This window comes from Vibrio sp. 1401, assembly GCF_033340295.1.
On sequence record NZ_JAWOWF010000013.1, the window covers coordinates 1 to 18,967 of the forward strand.

Sequence of the window (18,967 nt, forward strand, 5' to 3'; positions counted from 1 at the left end):
TGAAACTCAGTATATTGTTTAATAATTATTCAATTTCGGACGACTTGGTTTTCTGTCCGAATTACGCAACAAAGCCTATTTAAGATTGAATATCAGTTGAGTCAGAGTAGGTTAGCCAATGACACATTGGAGATCTACTGGGTAAAAGTGGCAGTCTTATACGTTAGCAAACTTAGTGTACGTTCTAGGGATAGGCATATGAGCGCTAACAGAGTAGAATGAATGCCTTAATGTAAGAAAACAAAGCACTTCTATGTCAACAAATACTGATGAAACGACTTGGCAGACGTTTAAGCGTCTCTGGCAATTTATACGCCTTTATAAATCTGGCCTAATCGTTGCTGTTTTAGCATTAGTTATTAATGCAATATCAGATACTTATATGATTTCCTTGCTAAAACCGCTACTCGATGAAGGTTTTGGGAACGCTGAGTCTGATTTTTTACGCACGCTTCCATTGATTATTTTTGCTATGATGTTCATTCGTGGCATAAGTGGATTTGTCTCCACCTACTGTTTGAGTTGGGTATCTGGCAACGTAGTTATGCAAGTCCGTCGCATGGTGTTCAATCACTTTATGCATATGCCGGTGTCTTACTTTGATAAGGAAAAGACGGGCAATTTATTGTCGCGTATAACCTACGACTCAGAGCAAGTGTCAGCGGCAACTAGCCAAGCGTTGGTGAGCATTGTCCGTGAAGGCGCAAGTATCATTGGTCTGTTAGTCTTGATGTTTTACAACAGCTGGCAATTGTCGCTAGTGCTGTTTGCTGTTGCTCCCGTTGTGGCATGGGGTATTGGTGTTGTTTCTAAACGTTTTAGAAAAATATCCAAAAATATGCAGACCATGATGGGTAACGTAACTGCATCAGCAGAGCAGATGCTGAAAGGCCATAAAGTTGTGTTGAGCTATGGCGGCCAAGACATCGAACGTCAACGATTTGAAAAAGTCAGCAACCAAATGCGTCAACAAAGCATGAAGTTGGTGACGGCTCAAGCGGCGGCTAACCCTATCATCCAAATGATTGCATCACTTGCAATTGTTGCCGTTCTTTATTTAGCAAGTATTGATTCGATTAAAGAGCAACTGACTCCAGGTACATTTACTGTTGTGTTCTCTGCAATGTTTGGTCTGATGCGCCCACTTAAAGCGCTGACTAACGTTACTTCTCAGTTCCAACGTGGTATGGCCGCGAGCCAAACGCTCTTCGCGTTAATTGACCTCGAGCCTGAGAAAAACGAAGGTAAGTTGACAGTTGAACGCGCAAATGGCGATGTTTCGGTTAAAAACGTAAGCTTTACTTACACTGGCGCAGAAAAACCAGCATTGGAAAATGTCAGCTTCGATATTCCAAGAGGAAAAACGGTGGCGCTAGTTGGCCGTTCTGGCTCAGGTAAAAGTACCATCGCGAACTTGTTCAACCGCTTCTATGATGTTGGCAGTGGATCTATCACATTAGATGGGCATGATATTCGTGATTACGAGCTAAAGAATTTACGTCAGCAATTTGCACTAGTATCGCAAAATGTTCATTTGTTTAATGACACGATAGCAAACAATATTGCGTACGCAACGGATGGCCAATACGAGCGCAGTGATATCGAGAAAGCGGCAACACTCGCGCATGCGATGGAGTTCATCAGTAAGATGGATGGCGGACTAGATGCGATGATTGGTGAAAATGGTGCTAGCTTGTCTGGTGGTCAACGCCAACGTGTTGCGATTGCGCGAGCTCTATTGCGTGATGCTCCAGTGCTAATTCTTGATGAGGCAACTTCAGCTTTGGATACTGAATCCGAGCGAGCTATTCAAGCTGCACTTGATGAGCTGCAAAAAGACAAAACGGTACTTGTAATAGCGCACCGCTTATCCACAATCGAGAAAGCCGATGAAATTCTTGTGGTTGATGATGGTGCCATCATTGAACGTGGCAACCACGCTGAGCTTATTGAGAAAAATGGTGCGTATGCACAATTGCACCGTATTCAGTTTGGTGAATAAGCGCGGTGATTGAAAAAATCTGGTTTGAAAGCCATCCAATAAAATATCTCTTGTGGCCGCTTTTGTGGCCACTGAGTTTATTATTTGGAGCGATAAGCAAGTCAAAGCGAAAGCAATACCAAACTGGCCGCAAGCAAGCTTATAATGCGCCTATACCTGTTGTTGTGGTTGGCAATATCACTGCTGGTGGCAATGGTAAAACACCAGTTGTTGTGTGGCTTGTTGAGCAACTACAGCAAATGGGCTTTAAGCCGGGGGTTGTTTCTCGTGGTTATGGGGCAAAGGCTCCTGCCTATCCGTTAGTGCTAAAAGAAGATACGCCAGCGAAGCATTGTGGCGATGAACCTAAGTTGATTCATCGCCGTACAGGAGCACCTGTTGCGGTAGATCCTGTGCGTTCAAATGCAGTGAAAGCACTGCTAGATTTGGATGTGGATATCATAATTACGGATGATGGATTACAACATTATGCGTTAGGCCGTGATATTGAGTTAGTGATTGTGGATGGGAATCGCCGGTTTGGGAATGAAAGCCTGATTCCATTAGGTCCTTTACGTGAAGGTATTGAGCGACTTAAAGAAGTCGACTTTATCATCACCAATGGCGGTCAAGCGCATACGGGCGAAATCGCAATGGCTTTAGCACCCTCTAAAGCTATTAATCTTAAGACTAAGCAACATGTGGATGTCTCGGAGTTGAAAGATCTCGTCGCATTTGCGGGCATTGGGCATCCTCCGCGTTTTTTTCATACACTAAACTCGATGAACGCAAATGTTAAAGTCACAAAAGGTTTTGCTGACCATCAAGACTTTGATCAACAAGAATTAGAAGCATTGGCTCAACAAGGGACCAATGTGATTATGACCGAGAAAGATGCCGTCAAGTGCAGCCATTATGCGCAAGATAATTGGTGGTATCTGCCTGTATCTGCCCAGTTTGAGTCAAACGATGCAGAGCAAATTTTAAATAGAATAAAAGAGGTTAAAGCGGCTTATGGATCACCGTCTACTTGAGATTGTAGCTTGCCCTGTTTGCAAAGGTAAGCTGACGTACGATAAAGATAATCAAGAGTTGATCTGCAAATTGGATCGCCTTGCTTACCCGATCAAAGAGGGTATTCCAGTTCTGCTAGAGCCTGAAGCTCGCGCTATGAGCATGGATGAGGGACGCTAATGTCTTTTACGGTTGTCATCCCTTCGCGCTACGCATCGAGCCGTTTGCCTGGTAAACCGCTAGCGGATATTGGTGGTAAGCCTATGGTTCAGTGGGTTTATGAACAAGCGCTACAAGCGGGTGCGGAAGATGTCATCGTTGCAACTGATGACGAGCGTGTTGCGAAAGCGGTTTCGTCATTTGGTGGTAAAGTTTGTATGACCTCTCCCCAGCACGAATCAGGTACGGAGCGTCTTGCAGAAGTTGTTGAAAAGATGGCTATTCCGTCAGACCACATTATTGTTAATGTGCAAGGGGATGAGCCTTTGATTCCGCCGTCCATCATTCGTCAGGTTGCTGATAACTTATCAGGGTGTGAAGCCCCGATGGCGACGTTAGCTGTAGAAATAGACTCGGAAGAGGAAGTGTTCAACCCGAACGCTGTTAAAGTTGTCGCAGATGAGCAAGGCTATGCGTTGTACTTTAGTCGAGCAACCATCCCTTGGGATCGCGATAACTTTGCTAAACAAGACAAAACCATTGCCAACCCATTAATGCGTCATATTGGTATTTATGCTTATCGAGCTGGTTTCATTAATACGTATGTCAACTGGGCACCAAGTGCATTAGAGCAGATTGAGTGTCTTGAGCAACTGCGAGTGCTTTGGTACGGTGAAAAAATTCATGTGGCGGTAGCGAAAGAAGCACCAGCGGCAGGGGTTGATACGCCCGAAGACCTAGAAGCCGTGCGCGCGATTGTTGCAAAGCAAGCGTAACAAATGCTCATATAGATTTAAGAATAAACAAGGCTCCTGAATTAGGAGCCTTTTTTGTTTTACTCGTATCGCGGTATTAGTTAAATGTTAGTGTCGTATTGGTTCCGTTTAGGGCAGGTCGCTAACACCTCTCGGTGACCGGTGTCTTTCACTTCTTGGAGAATGACATCAAAGCCCCATAATCGGTACACGTGCTTTAGAACTTCTTCGTAACTATCATCAAGTGGGATGCGGTTGTGAGGAACGTACTGCAACGTAAGCGATCGATCACCACGGACATCGACATTAAACACCTGAATGTTTGGCTCAAGATTAGATAAGTTATACTGAGCGGCTAAGGTTTCTCTAATGCGTTTATAACCCATCTCATCGTGTATAGCAGCGACTTCAATAAAGTTCTTATGGTCATCATCGTTGATCGCAAACAGCTTGAAATCACGCATTAATTTCGGAGAAAGGTATTGGCTAATAAAGCTTTCATCTTTGAAATTATGCATCGCGAAATGCACTGCATCTAACCAGTCGGTTCCTGCTAAATCTGGAAACCACTCCTTGTCCTCATCAGTTGGTTCTTCGCAGATACGCTTAATATCTCGGAACATGGCAAAGCCTAACGCGTAGGGGTTAATGCCATTAAAGTAAGGACTGTTATAAGGCGGCTGAGCCACGACACTGGTGTGGCTATGTAAGAACTCTAGAATGAACTTTTCAGACACCAAGCCCTCATCATAAAGATGGTTGAGTATGGTGTAGTGCCAGAACGTTGCCCAGCCTTCATTCATGACTTGCGTTTGTTTTTGCGGATAAAAATACTGACTGATCTTACGGACGATCCGAACAACTTCACGTTGCCATGGCTCTAGCAACGGCGCATGTTTTTCGAAGAAGTAGAGCAAGTTTTCCTGAGGCTCGCTTGGGAATCGCTCTTTAATGTCTTCCTCTTTCGTCTTGGCTGTTGGTACCGTGCGCCAAAGCTCATTAACTTGAGATTGTAGGTATGCTTCGCGTTCTTCTTGTCTTGCTTTTTCCTCTGTAATTGAGATTTTCTCTGGACGCTTGTAGCGGTCTACACCAAAGTTCATTAACGCGTGACAAGAGTCGAGCAGCTTTTCCACTTCTTTTACGCCATATCGTTCTTCACATTCGGCTAAGTACTTTTTGGCGAACAGCAGATAGTCGATAATAGAACTGGCGTCAGTCCACGTTTGGAATAGGTAATTACCTTTGAAAAAAGAGTTATGGCCGTAACACGCGTGTGCTATCACGAGTGCTTGCATTGTTACCGTATTTTCTTCCATCAAATAAGCAATACAAGGGTCGGAGTTAATCACAATCTCGTAGGCTAGCCCCATTTGACCATGTTTATAGTTCTGCTCTGTTTGAATGAATTTTTTACCAAATGACCAGTGGTTGTAATTGATTGGCATGCCGATGCTTGAATAGGCATCCATCATCTGTTCTGAAGTAATCACTTCTATTTGGTTAGGGTAAGTGTCTAGGCGATAATGCTCCGCGACACGCTTAATTTCTTTGTGGTATCGCTCTAACAGCTCAAATGTCCAATCTGGTCCATCTGGCAACACTTTACTGTTACGCTTCTTAGGCGCCTCTCCTGAGAGGTTTCTCGTTGCGGTATTCATCGCTAGCCTCCTTACGCCGTTTCTTTTTGGAATAGTTCACGAAAGACTGGGAAAATATCCTCCACAGAGCGAATGTTTTTCATTGCGAAATTAGGAAACTCTTCAGTGAGTTTTTCGTACTCATGCCATAGAGTTTGGTGCGAGCGCCGCGTGATCTCTATGTAAGAGTAGTACTGACAGTTTGGAAGTAATTTGTTCACTAACAGATCCCGGCATCTTGGCGAATCATCTGCCCAGTTGTCACCGTCGGATGCTTGAGCTGCATATATGTTCCACTGACCAATCGGGTATCGCTCTTTTACTATTTCATCCATTAACTTGAGCGCGCTAGATACAATGGTACCCCCGGTTTCTTGTGAATAGAAAAATTCGTGCTCGTCCACTTCCTTCGCTTGGGTATGGTGGCGGATAAAGACGACTTCGACATTCTCGTAGGTACGAGTTAAGAACAAGTACAAAAGAACATAGAAGCGTTTTGCGATGTCTTTCGTTGCCTGGTCCATCGAACCGGATACGTCCATTAGACAGAACATGACCGCTTGGCTTGATGGTACCGGGCGTTTCTCATAGTTCTTGAAGCGTAAGTCGAAGGTATCGATGAACGGCACGCTTTCGATTTTCTTGCGCAGTTCTTCAATTTCAGCCTTCAAGCGGTTCTCTTCAAACTGCTGAGCAGGTTCAATATTTTTGATGCGAGCAAGTTCGTCTTCTAACTCTTTAAGAAGTCGTTTCTTACCAGCAGTCATTGCAGTACGGCGCGCAAGAGATTGTTGCAGAGAACGTACTACGGCGATATTGGAAGGGATACCGGCAGTTTGAAAGCCTGCACGGTGCGTTTTCCATTCTGTGATTTTGGCAATTTGGTTTTTTTCTAGATTAGGCAGCTCGAGATCTTCGAACAAAATATCGAGGTACTCATCTTTTGATATTTGGAATACAAATTCGTCTTGGCCTTCTCCATCTGGACTGGCGTTCCCTTCTCCAGAGCCGCTACCTTGACCGCCACCTTTGGGACGCTCAATCTTATCACCAGTAATGAATTGGTCGTTACCGGGATGAACTCGTTCGCGAACACCACCTTTGCCTTGATGAAATATAGGCTCATTGATGTCTTTGTGAGGGATAGAGACGTCTTCGCCCGTTTCCGTATTCGTAATCGAGCGTCGATTCACTGCGTCTGCTACCGACTCTTTTATTTGCTCTTTGTGGCGCTTCAAGAAGCGCTGTCGATTAACAGCGCTCTTGTTCTTGCCATTGAGCCTTCGGTCTATAAATTGCGCCATGAAATAGCCCTCTTCATGTTTCACAAGCGACCTAACTCAATACTGGGTTAGGATGACTTACGTACTCGTAGGTACCACTCAGAAAGTAGGCGAACCTGTTTCTCGGTATAGCCTTTTTCCATCATGCGAGCGACAAAGTCGTCGTGCTTCTTCTGATCTTCAGAAGAGGTTTTCGCATTAAATGAGATAACCGGAAGTAGCTCTTCGGTATTGGAGAACATTTTCTTCTCGATTACTGTGCGCAGTTTTTCGTAGCTGGTCCAAACCGGGTTTTGACCATTGTTATTCGCTTTCGCACGAAGCACAAAGTTAACGATTTCGTTTCGGAAATCTTTCGGGTTAGAAATACCAGCTGTTTTTTCGATCTTCTCTAGCTCAGCATTCAGTGAAGAGCGATCAAATAGCTGACCAGTTTCTGGATCTCGGTACTCTTGGTCTTGAATCCAGAAGTCTGCATAGGTGACATATCGGTCGAAGATGTTTTGGCCGTATTCAGAGTAAGACTCAAGATAAGCGGTCTGAATCTCTTTACCGATAAATTCAACGTATCGAGGTACTAGGTAGCCTTTCAAGAACTCGAGATATTTCTCTGCTGTTTCAGCAGGGAACTGTTCGCGCTCAACCTGTTGTTCAATCACATAGAATAGATGTACAGGGTTGGCTGCCACTTCGGTTTGGTCGAAGTTAAATACGCGTGACAAAATCTTAAAGGCAAAACGTGTTGAGAGACCGTTCATGCCTTCATCGACACCAGCATAATCACGATACTCTTGATAGCTTTTTGCCTTTGGATCCGTATCTTTCAGCGTTTCACCGTCGTATACACGCATCTTAGAGAAGATGGACGAGTTTTCAGGCTCTTTAAGTCGAGAAAGAATACTGAATTGTGCCAGAGTCTCGAGCGTGCTTGGTGAACAAGGGGCTTGAGACAACTCACTGTTTTCAAGAAGTTTTTGGTAGATTTTGACTTCTTCTGAAACACGTAGACAGTAAGGTACTTTCACAATATAAACACGGTCCAAGAACGCTTCATTGTTCTTGTTGTTACGGAAGGTCTGCCACTCAGATTCGTTTGAGTGAGCCAGAATCATACCGTCGAATGGAATCGCAGAAAGGCCTTCTGTACCGTTGAAGTTGCCTTCTTGCGTTGCTGTTAACAGCGGGTGAAGCACTTTGATTGGTGCTTTGAACATCTCAACGAATTCCATTAAACCTTGGTTTGCTTTACACAGCGCACCGGAGTAGCTGTAAGCGTCTGGATCGTCTTGCGAATAGTGTTCAAGCTTACGAATATCGACTTTACCAACCAATGATGAGATATCTTGGTTGTTTTCATCGCCTGGTTCAGTTTTGGCAATACCGATTTGGTCAAGGATAGAAGGGCGTACTTTCACTACTTTAAATTTGGTGATATCACCACCAAACTCGTGAAGACGTTTAGCGGCCCAAGGAGACATGATCGAGCGAAGATAACGGTGCTCGATGCCATATTCTTTTTTCAAAATATCGCCATCTTCTGTGGCTTTGAATAGGCAGAATGGATGGTCATTCACTGGGCTGCGTTCGCCGTTAGCAGTAAGAACATAAATAGGCATCTGTTCCATCAGAGCCTTAAGCTTTTCTGCAAGCGAAGACTTACCGCCACCTACAGGGCCGAGTAGATAAAGAATCTGCTTACGCTCTTCTAGGCCTTGCGCCGCATGTTTTAGGTAAGACACAATTTGTTCTATGGCATCTTCCATGCCATAAAAGTCTTTAAAGGTTTCATAACGAGAGATAACACGATTCGAGAAGATTCGGCTTAGTCTCGGATCCTTTGCCGTATCGATTATCTCTGGTTCACCAATCGCCATCAGTAGGCGTTCTGCTGCATTAGCATAAGCGCTTTTGTCATCTTTACACAGGGCTAAAAACTCCTGTAACGACATCTCTTCATCTTTTGCAGCTTCATATCTTGATTGATAGTGGTCGAAAATACTCATGTCGCTTTCCCCTTTAATAGTCAGTCTACCGACGAACGTTGATTCAGGCTTTCCACCAACAGTTATGCTCGTTGTTGTTTGAATATACGTCCTGTTATCATATTTGGTTCGTACAGAATGTAAGATTGGCGACACCAAAGACTTTGCTTTATGGACGGTTTTTTCGTTACAACGGTGAGCGGTGGATATGAATTTTTCAATCACAGCCTTTCTCTACTTAAGCCTAGTCGGGGATTTGCAATTTTGCTTAACAATTATGAATTTATTGTAAAAGTGACATTTGAATCACTCTTTTATTAAGGACGAATTTATGTCGTGAATAGGTGCAATAGAAATCAAATATTTGGCAAAGACGGAAGAGTCTCAGTGATTCGTTGTTCTACATTGAGCAAGGCAAGTGAAAGAGGTAGGAAGAGAGCAAAGTCTTAGATAAGTTTGTGACAGGGTAAATAACAAGGAGAGCGGGCGCTCTCCTCATTCTTAGATGACCATTTTATGCGCTGAAGATTTGCGCTAGTTCGTTTTCACATAAATGATACTGACGAGGGCAGTTACGCCAAGTTTGCAGCATACGGCGGTATTTATCTAGCATCGGCATTTGGCTGTTAAAGTGATGATCTGCCTTGTCAAACTGAGGGTACAAACCTTCAGAATCGATGAGAAAACGTACGTAATGTACTTGTTGCGCTTCTGAAGCGATATCAAATCCCAAGAACTTCAAGCGACGTTGATCCACGTTGCTGCGATCTTCATCTTCTAGCATGTTGTAAGATTCTTGCATCGCATGATACATCTCCATAACGTCGATGATCTCACGACACTCTGCTTCTGAGAGGCAGCCGAAATCTTTGTTCAACTCTCGCATTTGTAGTTCATAACCACGTTCAACGATCGTTTGTAAGCGTTTGTATTTGGCCGCATTACTTGGATCAAGTTGAGACATAAGGTTGTATTGGTTTGATAGAATCAAACGTTGAGCGTTTGACATTTCCATGGTGACCTCACTAGATATCTAATACATTTTTAATGTGCTTAGGTTAACGCTTAAGACACGAGTGAAACATGATCTCAACACATATTTAATACTAAAAAATGGCAAGAACTGTCACTTTTGACCAGTTTAAAAACACTTATCTATGGTAATGATTGTATATGTAGTCTCGGTCTGAAAATACTCTCAGCCACTCTGGCTTGAATACGGTTAAAACCGCGAGTGCCATACCATTTAGTAGACCTTCAGGAAAGGCGAGCAACGGCACAAAAACAAAGTAGTTATGTTGAATGGTTTCCCAATCGTAGTGACCAACGGATAGGTGATAAAAAGAGTTAATGATGAGGTGCAGACTTCCTGTTATCGCGCCATTGAAAAATCCAGCAACGAAGATGAAAACAAAAATGTTTCGTGGCAAGTAGTGGTAACTCAGAAGAAACACTAAGTAACTAATGAAAATCGGAATTAGGGCAGATAGAACTAACGACGTGGGTAAGAGTAGCAAGGACACATCATGTAGTAGGTGGTTGACCAACATAGCGGGAATGCTGAGTAGAAATGCCATGCGCCACCCATACATCATCGTCAGCGTTGTTAGTGCAAGAAAATGAATCTGTAATCCTTCTTTTACACCTGCTTGAGCGGCCCATAAAATACTGAAAAAGAAGAGCGTTGCAAAAACGAGGTGCTGAAATCCTTTTTCTTTTTCCATTTTGGGCCAAACGACTTTTTTCCAATCTGGTAGGCAGTAGACAGCTACTATCCAAATTGAGACAACAAGAGAGCCTAAGTTAAACAAATCCATGTTACTTCCTTCCTATGCGAACATTACGCAATCATTTCTATCGTTCTTTTTATACCTAAATGATCGCAGAGAAACTCACTGATAAGGCTTAGATATAATCAAAAAAATACCAGCAATAAGCTGGTATTTTAAAGAGGTTAGTCTTGCGGTTCACTTAGTATTTTACGTTATCGTTGTATTGAGCAAGAATGGATTGAATTTCATCCATGGTTTCTTTCGGTGGCGGGTTTACGCCTTCGAGTGGGTATTCTAAGCCTAACGCTTCCCACTTATGAGCCCCTAGTTTGTGGTAAGGAAGTAACTCGACCTTTTCGATGTTATCCATGTCTTTAATAAATTCACCAAGCATGTGTGCTGCTTCTGGGTCATCTGTGTAACCAGGCACGACGACATAGCGAATCCATGTTTTCTTTCCGATTTTTTGTAAGTAACGAGCAAAGTCCAATGTGCGTCGGTTGGATACACCGATGAGATCTTGGTGCACTTCGTCTTTCATGTGTTTGATGTCAAGCATGACTAAGTCTGTTGCATCCAGTACTTCATCGATAACATCAGTGTGCTTACGAACATAACCGTTAGTATCTAGACATGTATGAATGCCCTCGGCTTTAGCTGCGCGGAAAAAATCACGTACGAATTCCGGTTGAAGCATCGCTTCGCCGCCAGAACAAGTAACGCCACCACCTGATGCATTCATGAAGTGGCGGTAACTTTTCGCTTCGGAAATGATTTCTTCAACCGTGACTTCTTTGCCATCATGCGTGTCCCAAGTATCGCGGTTATGGCAATACTTACAGCGCATTAAACAACCTTGCAAGAAGACGATAAATCGAATACCAGGTCCGTCTACGGTACCACATGACTCAAATGAGTGAATACGACCAGCTGTTGACATCTTTTGCTCTCATTACTAGTAAATTCTAGCTGTTATTTTATTACAAAAAGCAGGGTTAAAACAGCTTTGTCGGTACTAAATGCAAGGTTATTTGAAGAAAGAAAATAGATGGAGCCAATCTACATAAACGCTTGAACACGAGGTGGTTAATACCTACCCCGAGAACTTGCCGTGTATCTAGATTGACTTCGATGCTGGGATAATCCAGTTTTTAGAAAAAGGCGAACACGGAGAACGAGCCTGTCCCATAAACATCGGTTTGGGCTTCTTCATAATCCGGTGTTTTAATTGTAAAGGTGATGCTTGCACCGTAATTTTGGTTGTACCAAGATACTCCCGCGACGGCACTTGCTTGCCAATTTTGCAGTGTGACGTCGTATGGCGCTGACGGTTCAGGAATGCCAGGACGATCGCCTTCGATAGTCATGTCATTAAAGCGGTAACGACCTTCAAACCCGGTGAACAAGAACCAACTCGACGTGTTCTGAGCGATCATACTTGCTGAGAAAGGGCTTTCGACACTGATATTGGCGGCTCCGATGCTATTCGCTAGGTTTGTACCCCAACGAAACATGACGCCTTGAGAGACATCACTACGGAAGTTACCCGCATTGATGTCGTTAATGTTGGTGATCTCCCATTGTGTTTTTTGTTCTTCGCTGCGCATCAATTTGTTAAATACGCGGTAACCAAGGCTGAACGCCACTTTATCTTCAATCTGGTAATCCCAACCTTGAGGGTCCGTCGATCCTGTTATGCCGTGAACGATTTCTTGCGCCTTTTCTGATAGCGAACTTTCACCCGTAGTTCCTATGGTGAAATTGTACCGTACAGCTTTGTCACTCGTTAGGGAAAGGTAGTTGATTTCGGTGTGTAGGTAACCGGCATATGGGCGATCATTGATTAGTGGATAATCGGCTTCAATGTCGCTTGGAGTCCACATCTTGTGGCCAAGAGCCAACTCTATTTTATCGATATTGGCGTGCTCTGAGTTAGCTAGACTCAGCCATTTCCATTGGCTTTCTTGTGTCAGTTGGTCTGTCGCGTAAGAAAGGAAAACACCATTCGTATAGTCTTGATCGACGCCAAAAATACCATCGTTGTCGATGGTAAAAGAAACCGTAGACTTAGTGGATGCTATTGCAACTGGAGAAAGAAGGGTAAGAATAATTAATTTACTAAATCTCATAGACTTTATTTGCTAACTTTTTTCGCATCATACGTAAGAATGCGGGCAAAAGTCTTTCGCGATATCACAACTTTCATTCAAGAAATAAAAAAAGGCTGATGCTACTTAGCATCAGCCTTTGTTGTATTACTAGAACGTTATTTCGCTATAGTCTTATAGAGACTCAGTGAATGTACGCGCGATTACGTCAGCTTGTTGCTCTGCAGTTAGAGAGTTGAAGCGAACAGCGTAACCAGATACACGGATTGTTAGCTGAGGGTATTTCTCTGGGTGCTTAACTGCGTCTTCTAGAGTTTCACGGTTAAGAACGTTCACGTTTAGGTGTTGACCACCTTCGATACCCGCTTCGTGGTGGAAGTAACCATCCATAAGGCCAGCAAGGTTAGCGCGTTGTGAACCCTCATCTTTACCTAGTGCGTTAGGTACGATAGAGAATGTGTAAGAGATACCATCTTGTGCGTCAGCAAACGGCAGTTTAGCAACTGAAGTTAGTGATGCTACAGCACCTTTCTCGTCACGACCGTGCATTGGGTTTGCACCTGGAGCAAATGGAGCACCAGCACGACGACCGTCAGGCGTGTTACCAGTTTTCTTACCGTAAACCACGTTTGAAGTGATAGTAAGAATTGACTGAGTAGGGATTGCATCACGGTAAGTCTTAAGCTTACGGATTTTGCCCATAAATACAGAAACAAGTTCACATGCAATGTCATCAACGCGTGGGTCGTTGTTACCGAATTTAGGGTAATCGCCTTCGATTTCGAAGTCGATTGCTAGACCGTCTTCGTCACGAATTGGCTTAACTTTTGCGTATTTAATTGCAGATAGTGAGTCAGCCGCAACAGATAGACCAGCAATACCACAAGCCATAGTACGTTTAACGTCACGGTCGTGTAGAGCCATTAGTGCCGCTTCGTAGCTGTACTTATCGTGCATGAAGTGGATAGCGTTTAGTGCAGTCACATATTGTTTCGCTAGCCAATCCATGAAGTGGTCCATTTTCTCCCACAGTTCATCGTAGTTAAGAACATCGCCTTCGATCTTAGGCATTTGCGGGCCAACTTGGATTTTTAGCTTCTCATCCACACCACCGTTGATGGTGTAAAGCATTGTTTTCGCAAGGTTCGCACGAGCACCGAAGAACTGCATTTGCTTACCAACAACCATTGGAGATACACAACATGCGATCGCGTAGTCGTCAGAGTTCATGTCTGGACGCATTAAGTCGTCATTTTCGTACTGAATAGAAGAAGTATCGATAGATACTTTCGCACAGAACTTCTTGAAGCCTTCAGGTAGTTGCTCAGACCAAAGAACAGTGATGTTTGGCTCTGGAGAAGGACCCATAGTGTATAGTGAGTTTAGGAAACGGAAGTTTGTACGAGTAACTAGCGTACGACCGTCAAGACCCATACCACCCATAGACTCAGTTGCCCAGATAGGGTCGCCAGAGAATAGATCATCGTACTCAGGAGTACGTAGGAAACGAACCATACGTAGTTTCATTACGAAGTGGTCGATCATTTCCTGAGCTTGTTCTTCAGTTAGCTTACCAGCCGCGATATCACGTTCGATGAAGATGTCTAGGAACGTAGAAGTACGACCTAGAGACATAGCCGCACCGTTTTGAGATTTAACAGCAGCTAGGTAACCGAAGTAAGTCCACTGAATAGCTTCTTGCGCAGTTTCAGCAGGACGAGAAATATCACAACCGTATTTTGCAGCCATTTCTTTGATTTGACCTAGAGCACGGTGTTGCTCTGCGATCTCTTCACGGAGCTGCATTGTCATTTGTAGGTCTTCGCCGTTCTCAAAACGCTCTTGTAGAGAAGAGAACTGCGCGAATTTATCCTTCATTAGGAAGTCAATACCGTATAGAGCAACACGACGGTAGTCACCGATGATACGACCACGACCGTATGCATCTGGAAGACCAGTCAGTACGCCAGATTTACGACACGCCATGATTTGAGGAGTGTAGATATCGAAAACGCCTTGGTTGTGAGTTTTACGGTATTCTGTGTAGATTTTTTTAACTTGTGGGTCTAGCTCGCGGTCGTAGGCTTTGCATGAACCTTCAACCATGCGGATACCACCGTTAGGGATGATCGCACGTTTTAGAGGAGCGTCAGTTTGAAGACCTACGATAGTTTCTAGGTCTTTTTCGATGTAGCCTGCATCGTGAGCAGTGATGGTAGAGATAACTGAAGTATCAAAATCAACAGGAGCGTGAGTCGCGTTCTCTTGTTTGATGCCTTCCATTACCTTAGCCCAAAGCTTGTTAGTCGCTTCAGTACCTTCAGAAACTAGGAAAGATTCGTCGCCTTCGTACGGAGTGTAGTTCTTCTGAATGAAATCACGAACGTTTACTTCGTTTTGCCAGTCGCCTGCAGCAAAACCTTCCCAAGCTTTAGCAAATTGCTCTGCCATGACATACCTACCTTTTTAGTAGAAAAAAATACGTACTGCTTCGCCGTTGAGCCAGCTATCCCCAGATAAAAGAGGGGAACAGTACACTCTTATGAATAACAATATTTATAGTCTTAAATTTACGTATTCGATTTACAAAACTATAAATATTGTCACTAGTTTTAACGTTTCTCTTTTTAAGCAACAGTTAGAGGTTAAACTAAAATTTTTTTGCAAACCTTAAACTAAATCAATAAATCCTCAAAAATTTCGATAAAAATGGGGTAGCGACGAGCGCTACCCACAAATTTCTGGACTGCTAGCTTATAGCCAAGCTTGGATGCCATACTGGCCTTCAAGCATACCAACTGCAAGCATAGCAACTAAACAGATAACAAGTACGCTTACTGGGATCACAATCTTGTCTACAAATGATAGGCGAGACGCGCGCTCTTTATCTCCAATTAAACCGTTGTTATCTAAAAGCATAGTTAGTGCCCAAGCTAGAACTGGGTTAACAACGGCAGAACCAAAGATACAGATACCTGCTGCTTGTGAGTCTTTCGAGTCCTTCACCATCTGCATGCCAGCTTCAAGCAGTGGTAGAGATACACCAACGAGAAGAGCAACGCGCATAACTGGAGGCCATACTGCAACGTCCATAGGAAAACCAAGGATTGCAACAATAATACATAGAGAGCCTAGTAAGATGGCACCAGCAGGAATAGGGCGTTTCGCGATTGCAGCAGGGATCATGTAAGTCCCCCAAGATGATGTGATGTTACCACCACCCACTGCAGTACCGACCATTTGGCGAACGGAACACATTGTCATTGTGTCATCAACGTCCATCAGCACTTTCTCACTCTTACGTGGGTAGTTCATCTCTTGGAAGATACGGTGACCCAAGAAGTCAGGTGACCACATTGCTACCGCAAGAATGGCGAATGGTAGAGAAGCGATGAAGTGTTCCATATTAGGAAGACCAAGCATCCAACCTTCTTCTGTTGAACCCCACCAGTAGATTGGATTTAGGTTTGGAAGGCCTGTCTCGGTTACGAATTTAATATCGAAGCCTGCGCCAAGAGCAAGTGCGATTGCAAGCCCAGTGAAGGCACAAACAGGGATCGCTAGCCAGCGTTTGTTCACTTTAGCAAGGAACGCGTATAAGCCAATGGTAACCGCAAGAACAATTAGACCGATGTAACCCATGCTACCAGCGGCAACCGTATCGGATTGCAAACCAACAGCCCAAGCTTGAATAGAGTTAATTTGGCTCATGGTTCCGGTTAAACCTAAGAAAATAAGAAGGCCACCAGCCGTACCTTCAGAGGTGAGGTTAACCAGTTTTGACCCACCTTTTAAGAGGCTCAAAATCAAACCAAACACACCAATGAGAATTGCTAATGCAAGAGGGTGAGCACCAGCAAGAGCGATGGTACCAATAAGAGGGATCATTGGGCCGTGGTTGCCTGCTAGATTGGCTTTAGGGTTAATAAAACCAGAGGCAAGTACACAGAAAAGAAGTGCAGGGATGAGCATTTCTACACGCGCAACTTCGATAGCAAAGTCCTTGCCTAAGTTTACGTGGTCCCATGCTGCAGTAAGACCTTCAGCCCAAGACATCATTACCGCAGAGTACATTGCGATAATACCGATAGTACCAGCAAGTGCTGGAACAAGGTCTTCAAGCTCAAAGCGGAAGTCACGACCTGGCAAGTTCAAGCCAAAACGACGTGGCTTCATAATTTGTAGTTCGTGGTCTAGGTAGTCTGAACGGCTTGCGAACTCAGATGCTGGACGATGAAGCTCACGGTAGCTCTTGGTCTCGATATCTGAATCAGAGTGCGTTTTGTTAACTGCGTCTGACATAGATTCCTCATATATTTAAAAGTTATGAATTCTTCATTCAATTGTGTTAATCCGCATCCTGCGGCACGCTTATGCTAGCTATTGTTAGATTTGTTACACGTCGACACTGTGCCTAAGCATAGCTAATAACTTATTGTGTTGAGGCGCAAAAAAAAGCCTCATCTTTTGGCAGGAGTCTAGCAAGATAGCCATTTAGGGTGATTGATTTAGATCACTTTAAGAATGGTTGTGAAATAAAACTACAGAAAGTTTCTGGCATGCGAATGAGATGCGGAGATCTTGTGTAATTTCATTACACAAGTTGCATAAAATTAGAACTTTTTGTCCTTTTGCACGAGATGCAGATTAAATGTCAATATTCACGGTGATTATATAAAGCTGGCTTTATTCTTGCTTTGGACAGAGCAAAGACAATTTTTTGGCTAATCATTGCCGCTCAGTTTAGGAAAAAGACATGAAACAGCTTAAAGTACTGCCACTAGTGGCAATCATCTCAGGGTTAATGGTCGGTTGCGGCGGCGGTGGCGGCGGTGGCGGTGGTTCCACACCAAGAACTACATTCACTTTTACTTTTGCAGCTCCAAATGTCATTAGTGAAACAAATGCACAAAAAGACAGCTGTACTATTTACGACCGAAGAGTAGATGGCAACGGCATCGAGCAGGTATTGACCTATCAACCAGCCGTAAGTGCACAGCTAACAGGAGGTAAGGTCGTCGGTTTCTATTCAGACAAGAATGGTGTCCGTCAAGGCGACTTTATCTACCCATCAGGCACTACTTTGAAATTTGTTCTAGAAGACATTCCTGAGGACGGCTATTTTACTTATCAGTTGCTTGATGCTTCTGGAACAGTATTTACGGCAAACAGCTTCGGTCGAGATTTTTTAAAGGACAATAACCTTAGAAACTCAACGTTCTCAATGAATCGAGAGGCGGTGTCTGCTTGCAATAAAAATGGCAACTTCCGTAAGGCTACCCGAACTGACCTTAAATATGAAGCAACGGAGGCTGGTGGCTTAGAGTACAACTTCATATCTAAAATTGCGAAAGAGTCTAAGCCTACCTATTCTATTGATTCTTTGGATGTAAGAGCAATTGGTTCGAAGATGGAGTCGACAGTCGTGCTACAATATGCAGACGCAGCGAAAACAGAACTGCACCAGTATGGTATTCGCGATTGGTCGAGTGAATCACCATTGCCGTTGGTTGGCATGAATGGCTCTTCTCCAATCTTGAACCCAACACTTTTTAAATATGACACTTTAGACATCAGTGTACTTGTTGGTGATTACAACTACGAAGTTGCAGAGCTACCTATGTCAACGACGAAGTTCTACCACCCGCTTGAGCCAAAAACGGAAACTTGGACTTACAGTGTTGCAGCTGAAAAACCTATCAATGGTTGGACGGTAGTGCTGAACCAAAAGATGTATCAGGACGCAAATTGGGATATCTCAATTGATCCAAGCGCTTACTACAACCTAAATGCTCTGCCTGCGTCGCATGTGGTGAGAGGCTCAACTATTGATACTGGTTTTGCTTTCACTGACCAAGATAAAGGCTTTAGCCGCCTTGCATATCGTGCAGAGTCTAACTCTGGAACACTACACCGAGTAACACACAAGATATTTACAACTTTAGAGAGTGATGTCGTTGTTCCGGAGTTGTTCTACTACACATTCGATGACAGTGTGAAGCAAGATTTGAAAGTTTCTTCTAAAAGTGATTTCTCACAATCTATTGTCGTGGAGTCTGCTGAAGCAAACCTAAATAGCTATGACTTTGTTTCTCTTTTCTCTCATGGTGATGTGACCGATCTTAAAGTGGATCACGATGGTCTTGTGATCAGTGAAGTTGATTCTGAGAAGGTCAATACGAATGCTCAGAAATCTGATTTTATGGTATTGGTTAAGTAGCGTCTTAACACTTTTGTAAATTTATTAAGCCCCTTTGAAAGGGGCTTTTTTAT

At 43.7% G+C, this 18,967-nt stretch carries 14 protein-coding genes; 5 read left to right on the forward strand and 9 right to left on the reverse strand.

Annotation, left to right across the window (positions count from 1 at the left end; genetic code table 11):
• The first annotated feature begins 253 nt into the window (after window positions 1-253).
• From msbA to kdsB, 4 genes are read left to right on the forward strand one after another with little or no spacing between them, the layout of a single operon-like run.
• On the forward strand, window positions 254-2,002 hold the full coding sequence (gene msbA / locus R7Z77_RS08920; protein ID WP_033905044.1) for a lipid A ABC transporter ATP-binding protein/permease MsbA: 1,749 nt from the start codon (window positions 254-256) through the stop codon (window positions 2,000-2,002).
• A gap of 5 nt (window positions 2,003-2,007) precedes the next feature.
• Entirely contained in the window at window positions 2,008-3,015 is a 1,008-nt protein-coding gene (gene lpxK, locus R7Z77_RS08925) for a tetraacyldisaccharide 4'-kinase (protein WP_017634739.1), read from the forward strand.
• Complete coding sequence (locus R7Z77_RS08930; RefSeq protein ID WP_009707122.1) at window positions 2,996-3,175, forward strand: Trm112 family protein; 180 nt, start codon at window positions 2,996-2,998, stop codon at window positions 3,173-3,175. Before lpxK ends, R7Z77_RS08930 begins: the two co-directional genes overlap by 20 nt.
• Window positions 3,175-3,930, forward strand: coding sequence for a 3-deoxy-manno-octulosonate cytidylyltransferase (gene kdsB, locus R7Z77_RS08935; protein WP_017634738.1), 756 nt, complete (start codon window positions 3,175-3,177; stop codon window positions 3,928-3,930). The genes R7Z77_RS08930 and kdsB overlap by 1 nt, the downstream gene beginning before the upstream one ends.
• Window positions 3,931-4,010: 80 nt before the next feature.
• Here the strand turns inward: kdsB and R7Z77_RS08940 are convergent, their stop codons facing one another.
• The 9 genes from R7Z77_RS08940 to R7Z77_RS08980 all read right to left on the reverse strand — a co-directional run bounded on the left by R7Z77_RS08940 (window position 4,011) and on the right by R7Z77_RS08980 (window position 16,996).
• Complete coding sequence (locus R7Z77_RS08940) at window positions 4,011-5,570, reverse strand: SpoVR family protein (protein ID WP_005378449.1); 1,560 nt, start codon at window positions 5,568-5,570, stop codon at window positions 4,011-4,013.
• Window positions 5,571-5,581: 11 nt separating this feature from the next.
• Entirely contained in the window at window positions 5,582-6,853 is a 1,272-nt protein-coding gene (locus tag R7Z77_RS08945) for a YeaH/YhbH family protein (RefSeq protein ID WP_005378448.1), read from the reverse strand.
• A gap of 47 nt (window positions 6,854-6,900) precedes the next feature.
• On the reverse strand, window positions 6,901-8,835 hold the full coding sequence (locus R7Z77_RS08950; protein ID WP_005378447.1) for a PrkA family serine protein kinase: 1,935 nt from the start codon (window positions 8,833-8,835) through the stop codon (window positions 6,901-6,903).
• A 493-nt stretch (window positions 8,836-9,328) separates the two neighbouring features.
• Window positions 9,329-9,829, reverse strand: coding sequence for a YfbU family protein (locus R7Z77_RS08955; RefSeq protein ID WP_017820021.1), 501 nt, complete (start codon window positions 9,827-9,829; stop codon window positions 9,329-9,331).
• 136 nt (window positions 9,830-9,965) lie between these two features.
• Window positions 9,966-10,631 (reverse strand): energy-coupling factor ABC transporter permease, encoded by a 666-nt coding sequence (locus R7Z77_RS08960; RefSeq protein WP_136976015.1) that lies wholly within the window; start codon window positions 10,629-10,631, stop codon window positions 9,966-9,968.
• Between the two features lie 154 nt (window positions 10,632-10,785).
• Entirely contained in the window at window positions 10,786-11,526 is a 741-nt protein-coding gene (gene pflA / locus R7Z77_RS08965; RefSeq protein ID WP_005378444.1) for a pyruvate formate lyase 1-activating protein, read from the reverse strand.
• Between the two features lie 211 nt (window positions 11,527-11,737).
• Complete coding sequence (locus R7Z77_RS08970; RefSeq protein WP_042522123.1) at window positions 11,738-12,715, reverse strand: lipid A deacylase LpxR family protein; 978 nt, start codon at window positions 12,713-12,715, stop codon at window positions 11,738-11,740.
• A 153-nt stretch (window positions 12,716-12,868) separates the two neighbouring features.
• Window positions 12,869-15,145, reverse strand: a complete 2,277-nt coding sequence (gene pflB / locus R7Z77_RS08975; protein ID WP_005378442.1) for a formate C-acetyltransferase — start codon at window positions 15,143-15,145, stop codon at window positions 12,869-12,871.
• 303 nt (window positions 15,146-15,448) lie between these two features.
• A complete protein-coding gene (locus tag R7Z77_RS08980) occupies window positions 15,449-16,996 on the reverse strand; it encodes a DUF3360 family protein (protein ID WP_005378441.1) in 1,548 nt (515 codons plus the stop codon).
• 454 nt (window positions 16,997-17,450) lie between these two features.
• Here R7Z77_RS08980 and R7Z77_RS08985 point away from each other — a divergent pair, with 454 nt between their 5' ends.
• The gene (locus R7Z77_RS08985) at window positions 17,451-18,914 is read left to right on the forward strand and encodes a hypothetical protein (RefSeq protein WP_033905046.1); all 1,464 of its coding nucleotides are present in this window, start codon (window positions 17,451-17,453) and stop codon (window positions 18,912-18,914) included.
• Window positions 18,915-18,967 lie beyond the last annotated feature (53 nt).